Origin of the sequence: Oceanirhabdus sp. W0125-5, from assembly GCF_027938815.1 — a bacterium.
Taxonomy (GTDB): domain Bacteria; phylum Bacillota; class Clostridia; order Clostridiales; family Clostridiaceae; genus Oceanirhabdus.
In genome coordinates, this window is the sequence record NZ_CP115913.1 from 4,735,208 (window position 1) to 4,754,299 (window position 19,092).

The 19,092-nt window shown below is 28.6% G+C and carries 24 protein-coding genes; 6 read left to right on the forward strand and 18 right to left on the reverse strand.

The window, feature by feature from the left end; all coding sequences use genetic code 11:
• Positions 1 to 323: 323 nt before the first annotated feature.
• From OW730_RS22080 to OW730_RS22105, 6 genes are all read right to left on the reverse strand, one after another.
• Entirely contained in the window at positions 324 to 698 is a 375-nt protein-coding gene (locus tag OW730_RS22080; RefSeq protein ID WP_271226214.1) for an HIT family protein, read from the reverse strand.
• Between the two features lie 164 nt (positions 699 to 862).
• Positions 863 to 1,405 carry a hypothetical protein gene (locus OW730_RS22085; protein WP_271226215.1) on the reverse strand — a complete coding sequence of 181 codons (543 nt, stop codon included), beginning with the start codon at positions 1,403 to 1,405 and terminating at the stop codon, positions 863 to 865.
• Entirely contained in the window at positions 1,402 to 1,968 is a 567-nt protein-coding gene (locus OW730_RS22090) for a heparan-alpha-glucosaminide N-acetyltransferase domain-containing protein (protein ID WP_271226216.1), read from the reverse strand. Before OW730_RS22090 ends, OW730_RS22085 begins: the two co-directional genes overlap by 4 nt.
• A 229-nt stretch (positions 1,969 to 2,197) precedes the next feature.
• Positions 2,198 to 3,337 (reverse strand): agmatine deiminase family protein, encoded by a 1,140-nt coding sequence (locus OW730_RS22095; protein WP_271226217.1) that lies wholly within the window; start codon positions 3,335 to 3,337, stop codon positions 2,198 to 2,200.
• A 227-nt stretch (positions 3,338 to 3,564) separates the two neighbouring features.
• Entirely contained in the window at positions 3,565 to 4,362 is a 798-nt protein-coding gene (locus tag OW730_RS22100; protein WP_271226218.1) for a response regulator transcription factor, read from the reverse strand.
• Between the two features lie 213 nt (positions 4,363 to 4,575).
• A complete protein-coding gene (locus OW730_RS22105; RefSeq protein WP_271226219.1) occupies positions 4,576 to 6,105 on the reverse strand; it encodes a non-canonical purine NTP pyrophosphatase in 1,530 nt (509 codons plus the stop codon).
• Positions 6,106 to 6,319: 214 nt separating this feature from the next.
• Here OW730_RS22105 and OW730_RS22110 point away from each other — a divergent pair, with 214 nt between their 5' ends.
• Positions 6,320 to 7,024 carry a class I SAM-dependent methyltransferase gene (locus OW730_RS22110; protein ID WP_271226220.1) on the forward strand — a complete coding sequence of 235 codons (705 nt, stop codon included), beginning with the start codon at positions 6,320 to 6,322 and terminating at the stop codon, positions 7,022 to 7,024.
• 128 nt (positions 7,025 to 7,152) lie between these two features.
• On the opposite strand, the gene OW730_RS22115 is transcribed toward OW730_RS22110, so the two are convergent.
• Together OW730_RS22115 and OW730_RS22120 are read right to left on the reverse strand one after the other, a co-directional pair.
• Complete coding sequence (locus OW730_RS22115; RefSeq protein ID WP_271226221.1) at positions 7,153 to 7,779, reverse strand: class I SAM-dependent methyltransferase; 627 nt, start codon at positions 7,777 to 7,779, stop codon at positions 7,153 to 7,155.
• A 190-nt stretch (positions 7,780 to 7,969) separates the two neighbouring features.
• The gene (locus OW730_RS22120; protein WP_271226222.1) at positions 7,970 to 8,590 is read right to left on the reverse strand and encodes a GyrI-like domain-containing protein; all 621 of its coding nucleotides are present in this window, start codon (positions 8,588 to 8,590) and stop codon (positions 7,970 to 7,972) included.
• Between the two features lie 282 nt (positions 8,591 to 8,872).
• Between OW730_RS22120 and OW730_RS22125 the strand changes: the two genes are divergently transcribed.
• The 4 genes from OW730_RS22125 to OW730_RS22140 are packed head-to-tail and all read left to right on the forward strand — an operon-like array spanning position 8,873 to position 11,033.
• The gene (locus OW730_RS22125) at positions 8,873 to 9,868 is read left to right on the forward strand and encodes a DUF4003 family protein (RefSeq protein ID WP_271226223.1); all 996 of its coding nucleotides are present in this window, start codon (positions 8,873 to 8,875) and stop codon (positions 9,866 to 9,868) included.
• A gap of 39 nt (positions 9,869 to 9,907) precedes the next feature.
• The gene (locus OW730_RS22130; RefSeq protein WP_271226224.1) at positions 9,908 to 10,144 is read left to right on the forward strand and encodes a hypothetical protein; all 237 of its coding nucleotides are present in this window, start codon (positions 9,908 to 9,910) and stop codon (positions 10,142 to 10,144) included.
• A 46-nt stretch (positions 10,145 to 10,190) separates the two neighbouring features.
• Positions 10,191 to 10,550: a hypothetical protein gene (locus OW730_RS22135; RefSeq protein WP_271226225.1), complete on the forward strand. Its 360-nt coding sequence runs from the start codon at positions 10,191 to 10,193 to the stop codon at positions 10,548 to 10,550.
• A 39-nt stretch (positions 10,551 to 10,589) separates the two neighbouring features.
• Positions 10,590 to 11,033, forward strand: coding sequence for a hypothetical protein (locus OW730_RS22140; protein ID WP_271226226.1), 444 nt, complete (start codon positions 10,590 to 10,592; stop codon positions 11,031 to 11,033).
• Between the two features lie 36 nt (positions 11,034 to 11,069).
• Here the strand turns inward: OW730_RS22140 and OW730_RS22145 are convergent, their stop codons facing one another.
• From OW730_RS22145 to OW730_RS22180, 8 genes are all read right to left on the reverse strand, one after another.
• Positions 11,070 to 11,285 carry a DUF2922 domain-containing protein gene (locus OW730_RS22145; protein WP_271226227.1) on the reverse strand — a complete coding sequence of 72 codons (216 nt, stop codon included), beginning with the start codon at positions 11,283 to 11,285 and terminating at the stop codon, positions 11,070 to 11,072.
• A 101-nt stretch (positions 11,286 to 11,386) separates the two neighbouring features.
• Positions 11,387 to 11,611, reverse strand: coding sequence for a DUF1659 domain-containing protein (locus tag OW730_RS22150; RefSeq protein ID WP_271226228.1), 225 nt, complete (start codon positions 11,609 to 11,611; stop codon positions 11,387 to 11,389).
• A gap of 185 nt (positions 11,612 to 11,796) precedes the next feature.
• Positions 11,797 to 12,120, reverse strand: coding sequence for a CPBP family intramembrane glutamic endopeptidase (locus OW730_RS22155; protein WP_333781291.1), 324 nt, complete (start codon positions 12,118 to 12,120; stop codon positions 11,797 to 11,799).
• A 23-nt stretch (positions 12,121 to 12,143) separates the two neighbouring features.
• Entirely contained in the window at positions 12,144 to 12,815 is a 672-nt protein-coding gene (locus OW730_RS22160; RefSeq protein WP_271226229.1) for a hypothetical protein, read from the reverse strand.
• A 191-nt stretch (positions 12,816 to 13,006) separates the two neighbouring features.
• Positions 13,007 to 13,201, reverse strand: coding sequence for a helix-turn-helix transcriptional regulator (locus OW730_RS22165; RefSeq protein ID WP_271226230.1), 195 nt, complete (start codon positions 13,199 to 13,201; stop codon positions 13,007 to 13,009).
• A gap of 103 nt (positions 13,202 to 13,304) precedes the next feature.
• Positions 13,305 to 13,436 (reverse strand): TfoX/Sxy family DNA transformation protein, encoded by a 132-nt coding sequence (locus tag OW730_RS22170; protein ID WP_271226231.1) that lies wholly within the window; start codon positions 13,434 to 13,436, stop codon positions 13,305 to 13,307.
• 4 nt (positions 13,437 to 13,440) lie between these two features.
• Entirely contained in the window at positions 13,441 to 14,355 is a 915-nt protein-coding gene (gene pfkB / locus OW730_RS22175; RefSeq protein WP_271226232.1) for a 1-phosphofructokinase, read from the reverse strand.
• 123 nt (positions 14,356 to 14,478) lie between these two features.
• Complete coding sequence (locus OW730_RS22180) at positions 14,479 to 15,006, reverse strand: hypothetical protein (RefSeq protein WP_271226233.1); 528 nt, start codon at positions 15,004 to 15,006, stop codon at positions 14,479 to 14,481.
• Positions 15,007 to 15,477: 471 nt separating this feature from the next.
• Between OW730_RS22180 and OW730_RS22185 the strand changes: the two genes are divergently transcribed.
• Positions 15,478 to 16,923: a hypothetical protein gene (locus OW730_RS22185; protein WP_271226234.1), complete on the forward strand. Its 1,446-nt coding sequence runs from the start codon at positions 15,478 to 15,480 to the stop codon at positions 16,921 to 16,923.
• A 33-nt stretch (positions 16,924 to 16,956) separates the two neighbouring features.
• On the opposite strand, the gene nadC is transcribed toward OW730_RS22185, so the two are convergent.
• Both nadC and OW730_RS22195 read right to left on the reverse strand, forming a co-directional pair.
• Positions 16,957 to 17,802 (reverse strand): carboxylating nicotinate-nucleotide diphosphorylase, encoded by an 846-nt coding sequence (nadC, locus tag OW730_RS22190; protein ID WP_271226235.1) that lies wholly within the window; start codon positions 17,800 to 17,802, stop codon positions 16,957 to 16,959.
• Positions 17,783 to 19,087 (reverse strand): L-aspartate oxidase, encoded by a 1,305-nt coding sequence (locus OW730_RS22195; protein ID WP_271226236.1) that lies wholly within the window; start codon positions 19,085 to 19,087, stop codon positions 17,783 to 17,785. Before OW730_RS22195 ends, nadC begins: the two co-directional genes overlap by 20 nt.
• Between the last annotated feature and the right edge of the window lie 5 nt (positions 19,088 to 19,092).

The following is a 19,092-nucleotide window of genomic DNA, read 5'->3' on the forward strand; positions in this document are numbered from 1 at the left end:
TTTTCCTATTATTTAAATAATTATCACTTTACTTATGAATTTTATTCACCTCTTTTTATCCAAACAATACTATTATATCAATATCTATAAGTTTTTCAAGAAATATATGTAATTTTGTCTTAATTTATACTTTATTATCATAAATTGATATTTTATAATATTTATTTAATATGTGTTTTTTTAGATTTTATGAATTTTAATCGTTCTATATTTCAATATTACTCTTCCTAATTAGAACATAATAAAAGAACCCTACACACCATTCACAGGTACATAAAGTTCTCGCTCACTCATACTTATGGAATTATTATAATATTTTTTATTTAGCCATCATAAGGAACAAGCTCCTTCTTTAACTTCCTTACTCCTCCTCTTGGATTTTCCACATCTCCCTTATATCTAGGTATAAGATGCATATGAAGATGCATTATTGTTTGTCCTCCACATTCACCAACATTAACCCCAATATTGTATCCATCTGGTGAAAATTCCTCATCTATTATCTCTTTAACATCATTCATTAACGCATATAATCCAGTAATCTCCTCATGTGTAGCTTCAAAGTAACTCTCAAAATGTCTATTTGGAATTATTAAGGCATGCCCCTTATTAACTGGGAACTGATCATATATGGCAAACCCATATGTATTCTCTGCTATATATTTAGTTTTATCGTAATTACAAAATAAACAATCCATAGATTATCCTCCATTTTTAACGGTACTTTTTTTAACACACCTTTATCTTATACATATTTTACTACATTTTGGAATTTTATTCATTATTTTTTTAAACATTACAAAAGGTAGTGGGATTTCCACTACCTCGACTTATTAATATTATTATATCACTTGTTCCAAAATCATTTAATCTTTAAATATTCCTGTATAATCAACTTATATAATTTTGTTAACAAATGTGATACCATTACCATTAATATCATTATCAATATGGTCGAAAAAATACCAAATTTATTATGTCCCAATATAACACTTCCCCACATAATTAAAATCCACTGGATGAAATAAATAGTGGTAATCTCTTTACTCCAAAAATAGATTATGTTAAAAATTTTATTTTCTCTTATATCCTGCGTAATCTTGTAACTTATTCCCAACCAGACAAAAACAAAACCAATTATCCATATCATTGAACCTGGACCGCTTCTAAAATAATCACCTATATGGAATTCAAAATCTGTAATGCAAATAATCCCACCTACGCACATCAGGGTTACCCCTATTTTACAAAATAATTTATAGAGCTTCTGAATATCTGCCCAAACCTTCATACACACACCAAATATCATACCTATTAAGGGATAAAACAACCATCCGAATATAGGAAAATACACCTCATCTCCAGCTCCCCATAAATGTCCAAATATCCATTCAATAATCTTCACATTTGAGGATATTCCCATAAAAATGGACTAACTATCATAACAAATACTGCAATTACCAACCACCAGATAGGTTTCTTAAAATAATATTTTATGAAACTCATGAAGATATATGCTAAACCTGCGAACTGAAGAATATCAACTTCCCAAATACCCATTAATTTATTAGCACTTACGTAATCCATTCTAGTTAAATTACAATTCAGTAAAACTAGTAAATCATCTCTTAAGAAACTCAATATACATCCTAGTAAAAATAGCTTCAAGCCTCTAATAATTCCATCTTTTAAATTGCTAGCTTTTGAAGAAAACATAAAAAAAACACCCATTGTGAACATAAAAACTGGTGCTGCTGGTGGACTACCTAAAAAATCAATAATTTCACCAAAGAAAGATTCATAAACATAAGTATTAGAATAAGTCCCCAATACATGAACTAAAATCATAAATAACACGGCTAGTCCTCTAATGAAATCAAAAGCATTATTTCTTTCCTTCGGCTTCATTTGTTTATATTTGTTATAATCATTTGTTAGTACATCACTAAATAATTTATCATTAGTCAATACAATCACTCCTATCAAAATTTTTTTCGAATTTTTATCTGTAATTTCAAGTTATCAAACCTTAAGAATTTTTAAAATCTGTCATCAGTATTACTTTATAATTTTTATAGTTGTAAAAAAGTAGTATAAACACACTATAACTAAAGTTGTAAACCTGCTATACTAGCAAAAAAGAAATAAAAAAGTCTTGGTTAATTCTCTTTAGAATTAACCAAGACTAAAACCTAAATTATTTTCTCTTTGATACAGGCTGCTGTTGTGTAACACAATGTATCATCCCGCCATCTGCATATAACTCCCTTACGTCTATCCCAATTATCTCTTTATCCGGATATAAACCCTGAAGTATTTCATTTGCAATTGAATCATTTTCGTCATTGTAGTTTGGAACTAAAACCACTTTATTAGCTACATAGAAGTTCATATAAGCCCCTTTTATCCATTCACCATCAACCTTTACAACTTTTTTCTTAGTTTCAGGTAAGAATACGAATTCATAAGGCTCTCCATTAATATTCTTAGCAGTTAATAATTTTTTTGCGTCATCATCATCTTCCAAATCATTCACATCTAAATCAAATTGCGAATCTGCTATAATAATTTTATCATCAAGAAATTTTATCATTCCATCAATGTGATTATCAGTAATATCCTCGCCAGCAACTCCATTTAGCCATATAAAATTAATTACTCCATAATACTTAGATAGATATGCTTCTATTTCTTCAATTGTAAAGTTTGGAGTCCTATTATCATTGTTAACACAGCTTAAAGTAGATATCATTGTCCCATTGCCATCTACTTCAAGGGCTCCTCCCTCCATTACCATCTCAATATCTATCTTTGAAACACCTGTTGCTTCACTTATCTTTGTTGGTATTAGATTATCTTTTTTAAAAGGAGCCTTGTTTCCCCATCCATTAAACTCCCAATTTTCAATTACTAGCTCTCCTTCTTCATTATAAACAAATATTGGTCCATTATCTCTAATCCAAACATCATCTGTAGGAAAAACATAAAAATCCATTTTACTCATATCGATATTCTCTTTTTCCAGTACCCTTTTTACATGCTGCTTCTCTTTTTCATTATAAACAATAAGATGTACATTTTCGCCCTTTACTAGACCTCTTGTCATCTCAATCCAAATGTACTCATAAGCTTCCTTAGTTCCTTTATATGTATAATCATGAGGCCATTGAAGCCAAGTTCCTTCGTGTTCTATTCCTTCGTGAGGAAAATAATACTTTGGATACTCTTCTAGTGCTACTGTTTTAGCTTTGGAAGTAGCACTTGCACTTTGGCATCCAACAGATAAAATAATACCAATAATTAATAAACAATTTAATACCAATTTTTTACGTAACATATCATATCTCCTTTAGTTAAAGTGTAAGTTTATTTTATATTAAACATATCAGGTATTTATGATAAGTTAAATCTGTCATGAGTATAAAATGATTATATTTCTAGTAGTATAAAAGTACTATTAGCACCTATAACTAAAGTGATAGGGCTTAAACCCTTGATAATACTTAGTATTATCAAAAAAAGTCTTGCTTAATTCAACTTTAGAATTAAGCAAGACTTTTAACCTTAATCATACATTATTTTTTTTAATAATTGATTTCTACTAGATATATCAGTTTTCTTGAAAATATTATAAATATGTGTTTTTACAGTACCTTCCGTAATATGAAGTTTGCTACCTATTTCTTTATTTGAACACCCCTCAATAATTAATTCAATAATTTCTCTTTGTCTATTAGTTAAAGAATATTCAATACAAAAATCCTCTAACTTTTTAGTTTCACTTTTTTTGCCTAATTCTTTATTATCAAATATACTTTCAAAACTGCTATATAGATATTTTAATCCAATTACACAAATCAAAAGCTTTATAATATCTAAGCCTACAGTTCTATATTCACTTGTGGTTAACGTTATATAAGAGTTCTTATTGTAACTTATATAATAAATAGCATTATCAACAATTCCAACAACACTTAATATAATAATAACAAACATAAGAATTTTATATTTGTTTAATATTGTTTCATCAAACTTATGGGTGCTATTCTTCATGTTCTTATAGGTTCTAATAGTCAAATAAGAAAGAGCTGCAAAAAAAGAAAAATAAATTAAAAATTCACTGAGCTGAAATGGTGCAAAAATAAATAACACCAATAAAATAATAGGGATCATTATAGTAAACCTTTTTTCATTAATTGTTAATTTATCATCATATAAATCTGAAATTATGAACCTGCTAATCAATATGATTCCAAAAAATATCAAGTAAATAACTATATACAACATATGGCTAGTTTCATATAATGATTCAAAGCTCTTTGAAAATTCGGATATATAAGTTATAAAATTATCTATTATCATTAGGAAATAAAGTACTGCAAAGAACAAAAAACTTTTTTTTCTGTTTTTCATATAAATAATATAAAAGCCTGTTAAAACCATTGTCAGTAAAATCGTCAATACAATATTATACGAAAAGATTATATTCTCCAATAAAAGCCACCTCTACATTTTGTATATCTTTGATATTTTATCACATAGAGACAAGCAAATCAATTTGGAGGACTGCTACAATTATTGATACCTTCTAAAGGTCCCTTTGAATCTTTTAAAATCTCTTTTATTTTTATTTATATCTTCTTGTTTATTCAATAGATCTTCTAAAAAATCATTTAACCCTTTTGCAGGATCATCCTCTTGTGAAACAATAGGAATAATTCCTCTTCTGTCTAATATATCTTCCTGAACAATATTTGGTCTTGATAGAAATATATATGATTTCGGTCTAATTCCTTTTTCTCCAGAATCCCTCCATAGCTTATCTAGTTTGTACAATATATATCTCATATTAATATCGCTTAAGCTATATCCAATAAAAAGAATTGATTTATTCAATATGTCCGCTCTTAATTTAATATCAAGAGGACTCTCAAAATTCATCCTATTGAAAAAACTACTCTCTGTGAGCACCAGCTGTGAGTCTGCATTATAATCTCCATGAAACTTAATTATCTCTGTTGCTCCCTTTTCAATCTCAGTTAGGTCTTTTACTTTAGCTATTTTAATATACTTCCTGTTGTAAACCTCATATAGTTTTTCCAAAGATTCATCATAATTAGTTGTATATATTATAGGAAAGTCTAATTTCAAGATATTTTTATGAACTATAGATTCTTTAATCTTCTCCTCATCAACCTTCCATTTCTTCTTCATCCACTTTTTCATCTTATATAGATCTTTATCATATTGCTCATAAAATTCAGCTAGATTTAGAAAATCATCATAATCCTCAAAGAGTTCAGGACAAATACCGCATCTTTGCGATAGTTTCAACATAAGTTCACCCCATTCAGGAAGTCCAACATTTTTTGAAATTCCCGCTCCAACAAAAAGCATAACTTTATCTTTACTTATGAGTTCTGCTAAATCATCTATTTCATCTTCATAACTAATATTCTTCTCAAATTTCATACCATTTTCCATAAGAAACGCATAAAATCTCTCAAGAGCTTTCACTCTCATAGATATGTTCTTCTTATTTGCCTTTAACTGTGCAAATGTTTCCTTCTCTCCTTTTGGTATGAAAATAGCATCCCATTCAAAATCTGATTTTCCTCTCACTTCCTGAGATATTGTTCCCTCCACATCTCCTTCAAAATAACTAAAACTCTTACCATCACAAAAACATATAATTGTCTTTGCTGTAACCTCTTTCTCCTTAAATAAATCTACAATTTTATCTCCTTGCAGCTTTTCCCAAAATATCTGGGTTAGCCCTCCTGGATATCCCCCTAACTCATGAAAAAATAATCCAGTATGTTCAACAATAAGAGGTCTTCCCACTTTTTTAAATGCTCTTAGAGCCTTATCCTTAACTATCTTTTTCATATCTTCACATTGGATTTCTTCAATTTGAATATTATTTGCTACAATATTAACCTTCATAATTTCTTTATTTATTCTTTTTTGAATATCTTCTTCTGATATATTTTGTTTCTTTAATCTATTACGTTTGGCTTTTTCTTCTTCAGCATATTTTTCTTTAAAAAAAGCTTTAACTTCTTCTATTTTTTTATCATTGGTTGAGATAAATCTTATATCCATAAAATCTCTCCTATAAAATGATTTTGCAAAGGTGTATGTATAAATCAAGTTTCACTATAGAAACTCTATACTTAAATTTATAAAAAATATCTAAACATTATTCATTAATTCACAATAATAAATCTAATCTAAACTTATCCGGTTTAATTTTTAATAAATTGCACAAAATTAAACTAGTAACATATATATTCCAGAAATAAGGAGCGTATCATATATGGATATAAAAAATTTAAAATTACTTAATGATATAGTGGAATGGGATATTTATACTTGGAAGAATGCAGTAGAACATTGGGATAGATACATAACTTCTAATATTGAATGTTGCGATGGAAAAAAAGTTTTAGACATTGGCGCTAGAGATGGTGGAACTTCACTATACTTTGCTTTAAAAGGATTTTCTGTTATCTGCTCTGATCTAAATGGACCTACAGAGTGCGCTTATAAATTACATCAAAAATATGATGTTCATAATATGGTAGAATACAAATCAATTGATGGCACCGATATCTCATATCCCGATAATTATTTTGATATTGTTTCTTTTAAATCAGTAATAGGTGGAATTGGTTATGATGATAATTATGATAATATGGATAAAACTTTTAAAGAGATTTATCGAATTTTAAAACCAGACGGAATCCTTTTCTTTGCAGAAAACACTAAAGCTTCGATTATTCATCAATTTTTAAGAAAAAACTTTGTTAAATGGGGCTCAAAATGGCATTACATGAGTATTGATGAACTTAATAGCTATATTAATATTTACAAAGAATCAGTGGTAAAAACATATGGTTTTTTTAATTGTTTCTATAAAAATAGCAAAATTATTAATGTACTAGATACATTATTTAATAAAATAATAAAGGATAATCATAAATATATGGCATATGGTCATGCAATAAAAAGAGTTGAATGAATATATTTATATTTTCACTCAACTCCTTTATTACTTTGACTGTGTTTTAATAAATTGTTGAATTTAAGTCTAAAATTAAAAGAGAAAATATTCCCTCTTTTAGCTCACAATAAATAAGTAATCAACAACTAAATTTCACCTTTCACAATTTCATTTTTTCTCAGTATCATAGACTGAAAATGATATTTTCCTCCTGTTTCAATTCTTTCAAAACTTATTACCCGAAAGTAACTTGAAACAACTTTCTTTATATTTTCATCTGTATAGAATGAGAAAAATCGATGTGGAGTATATATGTCATCCTCCCATATACCTTCTGAATCCTCCCCACCATATACTCCCATAAAAAATAATCCTGAAGGATTTAGGACGTTGCTAATTTCTTCTAATACTATATTAAGATTTGCCTTCTCAACATGCAATAAGGAATTCATTGACCACACAGCATCAAATTTTTTGCCTATCTTATGAAGATTATAAAAATCTAACTGATGTGATTCAATACCTTTTTCCTGACATAATCTTATCATTTCATCAGATAAATCAACTGCCATTGTATCTATATTATTATCCATAAAAAACTTACTGTCTCGTCCATTTCCTGCACCAATATCTAAAAGAGTAGACTTACTTTCATCCTTTAAAAAATTGAGAAACAACCCCCTCGGCTTTTTCTTCCAATCCTGTAATTTATTCTTTTCTCTTTCATTTGCGAAATTATTATATGACTGTCTTAAAATTTCTTTTATTTCCATAGTTATTTGTTCCCCCCAATTTTTCTTTATTTCACTTAAATCTACCATTCTGCAATTTCAACTATACATCTTTGATTCACAAAACAAAGATTTGTGTGCATCAATTATTTTATGATTAGTAAATGTATATAGCATTATATCCAATAATCACCTATTAAACCGTATCATTTTTATATTAGTAATATAACCACTATTTTTTAAGAGATATCGGTTGTCTTATTATTGTTTTTAAATTCTGAGGTGCAGCCTTTCTTGGGTCACTAAGATAAATTTCATGATGATTTCCAACTTTAATATAACCATTTTCCTCAATAAAATTATGTAACTTTTCTATTGTAGGCATTTCTTCACTATAAGGCCCTATATGTATTATTTGTGCAACTAATCCCTCATCTAAACTTTCAAATCTTATTTTAGAAATTCCAGGTAAATCCTTCTTTTTCTTAACCTGTTCAATCCCTTCTTCAATTATCTCTTTACTAACAAACTCCGGCTGCATAATTAATGAAGTCCACTTCCACTCTTCTTTTCTTTCCTGTGAAAATAGCTCCATATTATCATGATACCATAACCCCTGAAGTGGCATAACACCATAGTCTATTCCCATACTTCCTTTTTTAATCATGAATTTAACAGTATAAGACAAACTAAATAATGCTTCTACAGCATCTTTATATTCCTGTGAAGTATTAGGATCTCCAGTACCATCAATCATCAAATAATTTAATCTAGGAACCTTTACTATTTGCACCTCTTTTGAAGAAGCTTTATATAATTCTTTTAACTCTTTTTTGAAATCTATTTTTTTCATACTCAATTCCTCCAACTTTTAAATTCATCTATATTTTACTCCCTCAAATATGACTTCTATATGTCATGTTTAAAAATATAAGCGTTGCTTATGATTTTATCCTATTTTTTTCTTGTTAATTTTAACCATTTCTTAACTTATTATGCAAAGTATTAATGTAACATATTATATAGATAGGAGTTGTTAAAAAATGAGAAGAATATTAAATATTATGCATCCATTATTATATGGTAAAATTAATATACAATATATTCCATTCAATGAATTTAAGGGGGTAATCTAATGAAATCTGAATTAAAGAATAAAGCAGACCACATGTTAGAACTTTACATGAAAATATCAAAAGATTATAAGTGGGAAAACAATCTATCTCTACATTTTGCAGCATTAACATATTTGATAAAAAATAAACAATTTGATAAAGAAAAAATAGAAGATTTAAAAAAAGTAATAAAAGACAATACTGGACTTTTCTCAAATTACAGAGGGAATACCATGTTCATATTATCAATGTTATTGTGTAGTGAGTTTGATGAGCCAAAGGAAAAATTCATAAAAATGATGAATTTTGATAAAAAACTAAATAATGAAGGTTTTAAGAATAACATGTACTTACCTATTGCCAATTATGCTTTACTGTTAACTTGTGAAGAAAATTTAATTGACAGCAGAATAAAGAAATCATATGAAATTTACGGGGAAATGAAAAAGAATCACCCATGGCTAACTGGTGGTGATGATTATCCTTTATGTGTGGTACTTGCTGGCTCTGATAAACCTCTTGACACTAATATCAAGGATATCGAAGAATGCTACAAGTTTTTGAACGAGGAAGGTTTTTATAAAGGAAATTCTCTTCAATTTCTATCTCATATACTCTCCTTTGGAGAAGAATATAACCGTTCAAAAGCTGCTAGATGTTTAGAAATTTACAAAACTTTAAAAGAAAACAAGCTGAGAATAGATTCTAATTATTACGCAGCACTAGGCCTTGTAACCTTAATAAGCAAAGATAACAATGAGGCAGTCCAGGATTTAATAGATTTAGCTCAATATTTGAATAAGTTAAAGAAATATAAATGGCTTGGAAAAGGAATGAATGTACTTATAGCTTCTGCTATTGTATGTAAGGAATATATTGAAGATAAAATGAATCAAAATGATTTAATTTCTACAACTTTAGGTATATCTATAGAAACATTAATCGCTGCTCAAACAGCAGCAACCATTGCAGCAGTAACTGCTTCAACTGCAGCTATTACAGCTGCTACATCCTGATGGATGATTAATTATCATATATTAAAGGGGGAAAATATTATGAGTTTGGCATTTGGATTAATTTTATTAGTTCTTTTGGGCTTTGTTTTGACCATGTTTATTAGCCTTATCCCAAGTAAAATTTCTGGATTAAAAATCATGCTTTTAGGAATAACCTTGACTATATTTGGAGGTATAATTGCTCTTGACACTAATCTTGATATAGGTTTTATTGGATATATCATTGCATTTATAGGATTAATTTTTTCAATTGTTGGTATCAGAAGAAATGAGTAAAATTTTAAAATGCATTATTCTTAAACTGACATAGAAAGGAGAAATCATGAGATATTTTAAGGAAATACCACTATGGAAAATTATATTATTAAACATTATTGTTGGACTTTCTATGTCAGGTCTTCTTTTCATTGGATGTGTGTTTTTCTTTGGTTTATTCTCAACTCCAACAATAAATGAACGCTTAATAGGATTATTTATTTTTTCATTTATATTATTTGTTATAATTCTTTCGAATTTACTATTATATAAACTGCAAAAGAAACAACCTAGTCAAAGTATCATGATCAATAATAAACTATCTTTCCTAAAGCTAATTTTATTATTAATTATATTGATTTTCTCAGCAGGAAGTTTTTTTCTACTGCCTGATTTATGGATAAAACTTAACGGTTGGTGGTTCTGATTATACTCTTAGGTTAAATATTATTTTTGGAGGAGAAATATGAAAAAAATATATAGTTTATTATGTATTTTACATGCATTTGTGGGGGTAGGAGCTCTGTTTGGTGGGGGAGGTGCAATTATTAATCCAGAGTGTGCATTAGGTGCATCTGCAGATATTTTAAAAAATTCACCTTTCAGTAATTTTCTTATACCTGGGATCATTTTATTTACTGTTATTGGACTAGGTAATGTTATTACAGCAATTTTATTTCGTTATAAATTAAGATATCAAGGATATATAAGCAGTATCTTTAGTTGGGCATTAATCATTTGGATTATTGTCCAGTGCATAATGCTTAATTCTGTTAATATCTTGCATGTCATATATTTTATCATTGGATTGATTGAAGCTATTTTATCAATAATAATTTTATTTAAAAAACGTTTGTTTCCAACAAATATTGTTTTAAACTTCTATAGAAAAATAAACAAAGAACAGTAAGGAAAGGAGATAAATTAATTATCTCCTTTTCTTATTCTACGCTAAAGTTACTTCTGATTCTGTAACATCAATAACTTTAGCGTTCTTCTTCTTAACAAGTGATCCACCTGTTGAATAGAATACGTTCTGAGTAATTATCTCATCCATAAGTGAATTTACTTCTGCATCACTTATATCTTCTCTTACCTCATTAATAGTTAATGTTGTTATATCATCGCTAGCTGTTACGAATTTCATACTTAGTTTCTTCATTGTTTTCTCTCCTTTTATTTAATTTATTATGAAATTAAGCTTGTCCTTCCCTCATATAACTGTTGCTAAATTCCTCTTAAGTAATCAATCAATTTTTGTAATTACTCACTTATCAAAAGATTATCATTAACTCTCTGAATGTACTTAGTCGGATATGGTAATACTGCAGCTATCTTTGCTCCTACAGCATATATAGCCTCATCAAATGCATCAATCTTAATTTTTGAGAATCTGAAATTCTTGATTTCATCCCCTCCTGATGCTTTAGTACCAGTCTTTACTCCTACAATTAAATCACTGTCCACTCTTGTTTTTGTAACTGCCATAATATAATTCCTCCTCAATTTTTTTTGAAAGCTTTTCTGTGTTGTGCTTTCATAAGGATATATGCAAAGAAAAATAAAAGTTATAAAATTTTTTCAACATTATTTAAAAAAAGAGATCTATGTAACAAAAAAGGCAGTGGAATCCCACTACCTTTTAAATACTTTTAATTCTATACCTTATATTCTTAATTAATTTCATAATTTTTATTTGATTTTTCTCCCACTCTAAAGGTTAAATAAATACCTAATAGGATAACTATACCTATTCTAATTCTAAGAATACTATTTATAACCTCTGATTCACTTGGTTCAGTTATAAATAAAGTAAAATCCCATAAAGCATGTACCAATATACAAGGTAACATTAAATCAGTTTCATATCTAACAACTGCCATAATCAGACCAAATCCAAAAGCAAACATAACCTGTATTAATGTATCAACAATGTTTGCACCGTAAAGTAATGCACCAAGATGAAATAGTGCAAATATTAATGATGATATTAAAATTGCCTTTTCTCTAAATCACCACATTATTCAGTAATTAAATTACGAATATATATCCTTGAATTCCCTGTATTTTTTAGCTGTAAATCCTTAATCATATATGGCCCCCCAATATACCACTCATATAGAACTACATTATCAATAATAATAGAACTTTGAATAGGCTCACCATTTAATAACAGTTCAATAATAGATTTATTCCTTAACTCCCCCTTAGCTTCAAAGGTAAGCTTACTTATTTCTGTTGAATAAAATGGCAATTCGTAAGATTTATCAGGCTCTAATTTAAAATAGGATTCATCTTCTATGGATTCATCTTCATGGGACTCCTCTTTATATACTAAATTTATTTTTACACATTCCGTGTCTATTTTTTTAGTTGATATTAATTTTAATTGTGAAACTTTCTTATTCAATTCCCATCTGCATTGATCTAGAAAATGACATTTTGCCTCCAATAGTTCTCCATCAACTAATAGCTTTAAAAACTCTTCCTTGCTTTCACACCCATTCTGCTCTGGTTTGAAAATTTTTTCTAATTCAACGTACTCTATTATTTTATCTACTTCTATATCTAGATTGTATTCAAATTCCATCTCAGGTTCTTGTATACGTTTAGTTTCGCAATAATCTTCACTTAAAGCCTCAATATACTTATACAAATCCCTATCCCACCAGGAGTCATTTTCAAATTTCATATATTTAAACCTCACTTTTTCATCTTATTGTTTTTCTTCACTATATAATATGAAGTACCATTATTAAATGCAAATATTTTAAAATATATTTATTAGATGAAAATGATGATAAATTAATTACATAAAGCATCCCATTGTCAACATATAACTCATATTGACAATGGGATGCTTAGAATTAGATTCTTTATAATTTAATCAAAAAATATTTCCTCAACACTCATTCCAAATAAATCTTTTATTACCTTGGCTTCATTAAGTGTAAATTGACTATGACCATTTTCTTTTCTTACATACGATTCTCTAGTAATTTCAAGAAGTTCAGCCATACTCTTTTGCTTTATATCTCTTCTAGCTCGTAAACTTTTCAATTTGTAATTCTTTTCCATAACTTATCCCCTACTTCCCCAAAATTTACTACAAATAAATTTTAAAACTTTTTCCTTTAATTGTCAATTAATGTCATAAAATAATCACTTTTGTGAAAAATTTTTATCTTATTATAACCTCGTTTATTCCTAAATCCTTTAAGTCTTCATATGTATTAATGCCAATTTTATTTAATTTTTCCTCAAGGGATTTTCCAATATTTATAATTTTACTTAGATCACTAATAATTATCACCTCTTTATCTAAATTTATCTATTTTAACTTTCTGTAATAGTTTTTCAACCTCCTCTTTCTTACATAGATCAAATGAAAAAGCAGTAGCACTTCCTGCTGCAATTCCCCATCTAAATGCTTCAACTACATCTGTTTTTTGAGAATAATTATCTAAAAATCCTGCTATCAAAGAGTCTCCAGCCCCAACTGAGTTCAGTACCTCTCCTCTTGGTGCTTCACCATAATAAATCCCTTCTTTACTTATAAGTACAGCTCCTTTTGAAGCCATAGAAACTATCACATTTTCAGCTCCCATTTCTCGGAGTTTCATTCCATAAAAAATTCCTTCTACTGCAGTATTTATTTCAACATCAAATATTTCACTTAATTCATGGTTATTTGGTTTTATTAAGAATGGTTTATGTACTAAAGTACTAGTCAATCCTTCTCCTGTTGTATCAACTACCACCTTCACACCCCTATTAAGAAGTTTTTCTTGTATCTTAGCATAAATATCCCTTGGCAGTTTATTTTGAACATTCCCTGCAAGAACTAGATAATCTTCACATGTCAATTGTGCTATCTTATTAAACAATTCTCTTAAATTCTTTTCTGTTATATTTGGACCAGGTGCATTTATCTCTGTTTCATTACCAGATTTAAGCTTTATATTGATTCGTGAATCTCCATCTGTACTAATAAATTCAGTACTTACCCCTTCTCTTTCTAAAAAGTCTTTAATAAACTCACCAGTAAATCCACCTATAAACCCTAATGCCTTAGTTTTATTATTTAAGTTATTTAAAACTCTTGATACATTAATACCTTTCCCCCCTGGATATTTGTATTCCTTTTTTATTCTATTTATTTCCCCTTCTTTAAATTCATCAACCTGAACTATGTAATCTATTGAAGGATTTAATGTCAATGTATATATCATTTTCAGTCACAACCTTTTAATTTTATCAAACTTATTCTTTATTAATTATACTCATATTATAATACAAAGTCGAGATTGTACTTTTCCACAAACAAAAAGATGACACAACTGTGCCACCCATAATTAATATTTTAATTTCTCTAACCTTCTTAAGTCATTATAAAAATCTTTACAGTTCATATATGGGCATTCCTCAATGAAATACCATAATGATATCGCATGTATAAGTTCATATGCTATGTTATAGTATTCATCACTTTTAGGATTCATTCTCCTAAAATTCTCATGGATTGTCCATTCCTTTATAAACCAAGATATATACCAAAATCCTTTAGACATTGCTTTATGATATTCATTATCAATATTCTTATTATCAGTTTCATTTTGAGTTTCAGTTTCATTTTGAGTTTCAGTTTCATTTTGAGTTTCATTTTCATTTTGAGTTTCAGTTTCATTTTGAGTTTCATTTTCATTTGGAAATATAGCTTCATTCTTTGTTTCTATATCCTTATACCTATACTCACAATATTCAAGCATGTACTTCAATAAACTAATGAACTTATCATGTCTCCAAACTAATCGCGTCTTAATATTGAATAAAAATGTATTTTCTCCACCTTGTAATTCATCTAATAATTTTTCATATTCCATACGCCAATCCTCTTCTTGCCTTTACATAAAGCTTCAATTTAATAATAACCACTTAAACCTCTATAATCAGCACGTTTTGGTTTTATATAATATATTTTACCATATTTCTCAAATCAAATCATCACATTTTAATATATTTTTTAAATCAATTAAATTTATGATTTAACGCCAATGAAATCCTTCAAATTATTAAGCTTAAATAATTACCATCACAAGTTATTCAAATATAAACATAATACTACTTTTTTCATCATTTATTCACCATATATTGACGGCATCCTGATATTACAGTAAAATATTATTATAAACTAACAATTGTATATTTTTTACTAATTAGTATTGTTCTTCATGAAGTTTCATGCTTCTATTATTTACAAGAGATTATAAAAAACTTTTTAAATAAGTGTTAATATGTCCAAAGTTAAATATAATTATATAAAGATATTTTTACATATCCAAGGAGTAATAAATATGAAAAAAGCACTTATAATATTCTTGATCTTTATTTTCTCCATTTTATGTGTAAGCGAGAAAATCACCGAAAAAAAATACACCATTAGCCCTCTTTCACATAAAAATAATATTACTCATATTATGAAAAATTCTTATCCTGAATATATCGAAGAAAAAATTGTTACTAAAGATAACCTTTCTTCTGAGAAACCAAACAACACACCATTTGAAATAAAAAAAATCACTCTAAAAAATTATGTAAATACCATTGGAAGAAATGATTATGATATACCACTTGATGTTGAATACTCTGGTGAACGAACTACATTCTTTGGAGAAAGACTCTATTTAAAAATTGAACTCTCTCAAGAAATAAATTGTACTAATTATAAACAAATAATTATATGTGCTAACCCTTATATTGAATTAAATACTAATATACATAAAAAATATAATAATATATTAATTATTGCCATTGACCATCCTATTGAGGATAATACTGTTAAAGAATTTGATGTTGTAGTACCAAAAAAACTTATATCAAATTATGGTGATACATTAGCTCAGGATACAATTATTAAACTTAAAGCTAATCCACATTTATCTGTGAAAGTAGTCTCCAATACTAAAAACTTTCCTTTTTCTAAAGATAAGGAATTAAATATTTACTCCACCAAAGTCAAGAAAAACATGAGTTATTCCTTTTCATTAATCTTCAATGGTTCAGTAAATAGGGAAACTGTTCTACAGTGCGTTAGAAGTGCTTTAGGTGATATTAATCCTAAATTCGACTGGGTATCAGATAGGGAGTTAAAAGTCTCATTTGGATCAATTAAAGAGCGGATTGATTCAAAAATAAATCTCAGTACTGCACTTGATGCAAATGGAAATAGAATATATTCAACTGTTCTTATTGTAATTGAACCAGATAAAGAATTAGATTTTAACATAAGTAATTTAATGCCATATAAAAAAGGCTTCACTTGGCATTACAAAGGAACCTTGAATTATAACAGTTATGAGGAAATTGAAAAGGTAGATAGAAAACCTGATAAGAAAACAATTACAGTACATGGAAAGCTTGAAACCCTCTATAAAAAAACTAAGGAAGACAGTACATATACTAAGATATTTACAGTGACAAAAAACAGTTTAGATTTAACATACAAAAATGTTACTATCCCTTTATTAAAAGGACCTATAGAATACGATAACAAATGGTCCCATGACTGGTATGACAACAAAAAAGGAGAAACTAAAATAGTAAAAATCTTAGATGATTCTATTATTACTGAAACTACAATATTCGAAGGTTCCTCCTGTCTAAAAAAAATACGAACTATTTACAAAATGGGATCAGGAATAAAAAATATTAAATATTTTAATAATGATACTATTCCCCATACTGCAGAAATATGGCTGAATATTACGTACAATGATTATTCAAATTCCCGTTATTATTAAAAATTATTTAGAAATAATAAAAGAGTCGTAACGTTACGACTCTTTTATTATTTTTAAATTTTTCATGCTCACATCTAACGCTTTAACAGAATGAGTTAATGCTCCACATGATATGAAGTCAACCCCTGTACTAGCAACCTCTTGAATTCTTTCAATTGTCATGTTTCCTGATGCTTCAGTAACTTTTTCTCCATTAATAAGTTCAACAGCTTTTTTCATATCTTCTATACTCATATTATCAAGCATTATCACATCAGCTTCTGTATCCAGTACTTCCTCCACCTCTTCTAGACTTTCAACCTCAACCTCTATAGCTCTTAAATACGGGAAATTGTCTTTAGCTTTTTTAACAGCTTCTCTAATTCCCCCTGAAGCTTGTATATGATTATCTTTTATCATAAAAGCATCACTGAGAGAGAACCTATGGTTAACTCCTCCTCCAGCTTTTACTGCATATTTTTCTAATACTCTAAATGTAGGTGTTGTTTTTCTAGTACAAACTATTTTAGTATTAGTTCCCTCTGTTAATTTAACCATAGAATTAGTGATTGTAGCTATACCGCTCATTCTCTGCAAGAGATTTAATGCGATTCTCTCACCAGACAATACATTCCTTGTATTACCTTTAATTTGTGCTATAACCTCACCATTTTGAAGGGTATCCCCATCTTTTTTTCTCCATTGAATCTCAACTTCTCCAAGTATCTTAAATACTCGATTGAATACTTCTTTACCTGCAAGTATCCCATTTTCCTTTGCAATTAGATCAACAGTACATATACTCTCCTCTTCTATTAATGATTCAGTTGTTATATCTCCATAATATAAGTCTTCAACTAAAGCCCTCTGAATTAGCTCATCAATAACCACATAGTTCATCTTTTAAATCCCCTCTCAAACTTAGAATTTTCTCTCTAAGAAGCCCTTCACTTTTATACTCACTTTTAACTATGGACTTCATATTTTCTATATATATAACACTACTGGGTTTAAAACACTCTTTTTTCAATTCCTTATTAATATCTCCAGCAGCTCTTCTTGAGAATACCAAAGATTCAAGAAGAGAGTTACTAGCTAATCTATTATTCCCATGAACCCCTGTACAACTAACTTCTCCCACAGCATATAAATCCCCCATTGAACTTCTTGAATTCATATCAACCTCTATTCCACCCATAATATAATGTTGCGCTGGTAAAACAGGTATTAGCTCTTTAGTTATATCTATACCTCTTTTTAAACATTCCTTATATATTGAAGGGAACCTACTTGATATGAATACTTCACCCAAATGTCTCATATCAAGAAAAACATGTTCTTCTCCACTCTCTTTAAGTTCTTTATGAATTGCCCTAGACACCTTATCTCTAGACATCAATTCATCCACAAATCTCTCCCCCTTGTGATTTATGAGGATTCCCCCCTCACCTCTAACCGATTCAGATATGAGGAACCTTTCCTTCTTTCCCTTCTCATATAATGCTGTTGGATGAAATTGAATCTTATCCATATCTCTCATTACTATGCCATGACTTAAAGCAATTTCCATTCCTTCTCCCTTAGTAACAGCTCTATTTGTTGTTGATTTAAAAATTCCTCCAACACCACCTGTAGCCATTACTACTGTCTTTGCAAATATATCATCCTCTTTATCTTCAAAAATTATTCTAATTCCTAAGCATCTTTCATCTTTAATTATGAGATTCTCCATTAGACAGTTCTCCATAAGCTTGATGTTCTTTCTCTCCTTACACCTTTTAATAAGAACATCATGTACTACTGCCCCTGTTCTGTCTTCACAATGAAGTATTCTATTTATTCTATGAGCACCCTCTCTAGTATAATCAAAGTCTTCCTCATTTTTATCAAACTCTACCCCAAGTTCTATAAGTCTATTTATATTTTCTCTTGATTCTCGTACAAGTATATCCACTGCCTGTAATGAGTTAATATTTCCTCCAGCTCTACATGTATCTTCAATAAATCTATCATAATCACTCTCATCTCGTGCTACAGAGATTCCCCCTTGTGCAAGAAATGAATTACAACAATTAACCTCTCCTTTTGTTACAATGAGCACCTGAATATTCTCATCAATATTTAGGGCAGTATATAATCCTGCTATTCCCGCTCCTACTATTAATACATCCGTATTCACTTTCACTCCTC

What these genes read in the sequence shown, in the direction of transcription:
- OW730_RS22080 (WP_271226214.1), bottom strand. Translation starts at nt 698, where the DNA reads ATGGATTGTTTATTTTGTAATTACGATAAAACTAAATATATAGCAGAG.
- OW730_RS22095 (WP_271226217.1), bottom strand. Translation starts at nt 3,337, where the DNA reads ATGTTACGTAAAAAATTGGTATTAAATTGTTTATTAATTATTGGTATT.
- OW730_RS22100 (WP_271226218.1), bottom strand. Translation starts at nt 4,362, where the DNA reads ATGATAATAGATAATTTTATAACTTATATATCCGAATTTTCAAAGAGC.
- OW730_RS22105 (WP_271226219.1), bottom strand. Translation starts at nt 6,105, where the DNA reads ATGGATATAAGATTTATCTCAACCAATGATAAAAAAATAGAAGAAGTT.
- OW730_RS22110 (WP_271226220.1), top strand. Translation starts at nt 6,320, where the DNA reads ATGGATATAAAAAATTTAAAATTACTTAATGATATAGTGGAATGGGAT.
- OW730_RS22115 (WP_271226221.1), bottom strand. Translation starts at nt 7,779, where the DNA reads ATGGAAATAAAAGAAATTTTAAGACAGTCATATAATAATTTCGCAAAT.
- OW730_RS22120 (WP_271226222.1), bottom strand. Translation starts at nt 8,590, where the DNA reads ATGAAAAAAATAGATTTCAAAAAAGAGTTAAAAGAATTATATAAAGCT.
- OW730_RS22125 (WP_271226223.1), top strand. Translation starts at nt 8,873, where the DNA reads ATGAAATCTGAATTAAAGAATAAAGCAGACCACATGTTAGAACTTTAC.
- OW730_RS22130 (WP_271226224.1), top strand. Translation starts at nt 9,908, where the DNA reads ATGAGTTTGGCATTTGGATTAATTTTATTAGTTCTTTTGGGCTTTGTT.
- OW730_RS22135 (WP_271226225.1), top strand. Translation starts at nt 10,191, where the DNA reads ATGAGATATTTTAAGGAAATACCACTATGGAAAATTATATTATTAAAC.
- OW730_RS22140 (WP_271226226.1), top strand. Translation starts at nt 10,590, where the DNA reads ATGAAAAAAATATATAGTTTATTATGTATTTTACATGCATTTGTGGGG.
- OW730_RS22145 (WP_271226227.1), bottom strand. Translation starts at nt 11,285, where the DNA reads ATGAAGAAACTAAGTATGAAATTCGTAACAGCTAGCGATGATATAACA.
- OW730_RS22150 (WP_271226228.1), bottom strand. Translation starts at nt 11,611, where the DNA reads ATGGCAGTTACAAAAACAAGAGTGGACAGTGATTTAATTGTAGGAGTA.
- OW730_RS22160 (WP_271226229.1), bottom strand. Translation starts at nt 12,815, where the DNA reads ATGAAATTTGAAAATGACTCCTGGTGGGATAGGGATTTGTATAAGTAT.
- OW730_RS22165 (WP_271226230.1), bottom strand. Translation starts at nt 13,201, where the DNA reads ATGGAAAAGAATTACAAATTGAAAAGTTTACGAGCTAGAAGAGATATA.
- pfkB (WP_271226232.1), bottom strand. Translation starts at nt 14,355, where the DNA reads ATGATATATACATTGACATTAAATCCTTCAATAGATTACATAGTTCAG.
- OW730_RS22180 (WP_271226233.1), bottom strand. Translation starts at nt 15,006, where the DNA reads ATGGAATATGAAAAATTATTAGATGAATTACAAGGTGGAGAAAATACA.
- OW730_RS22185 (WP_271226234.1), top strand. Translation starts at nt 15,478, where the DNA reads ATGAAAAAAGCACTTATAATATTCTTGATCTTTATTTTCTCCATTTTA.
- nadC (WP_271226235.1), bottom strand. Translation starts at nt 17,802, where the DNA reads ATGAACTATGTGGTTATTGATGAGCTAATTCAGAGGGCTTTAGTTGAA.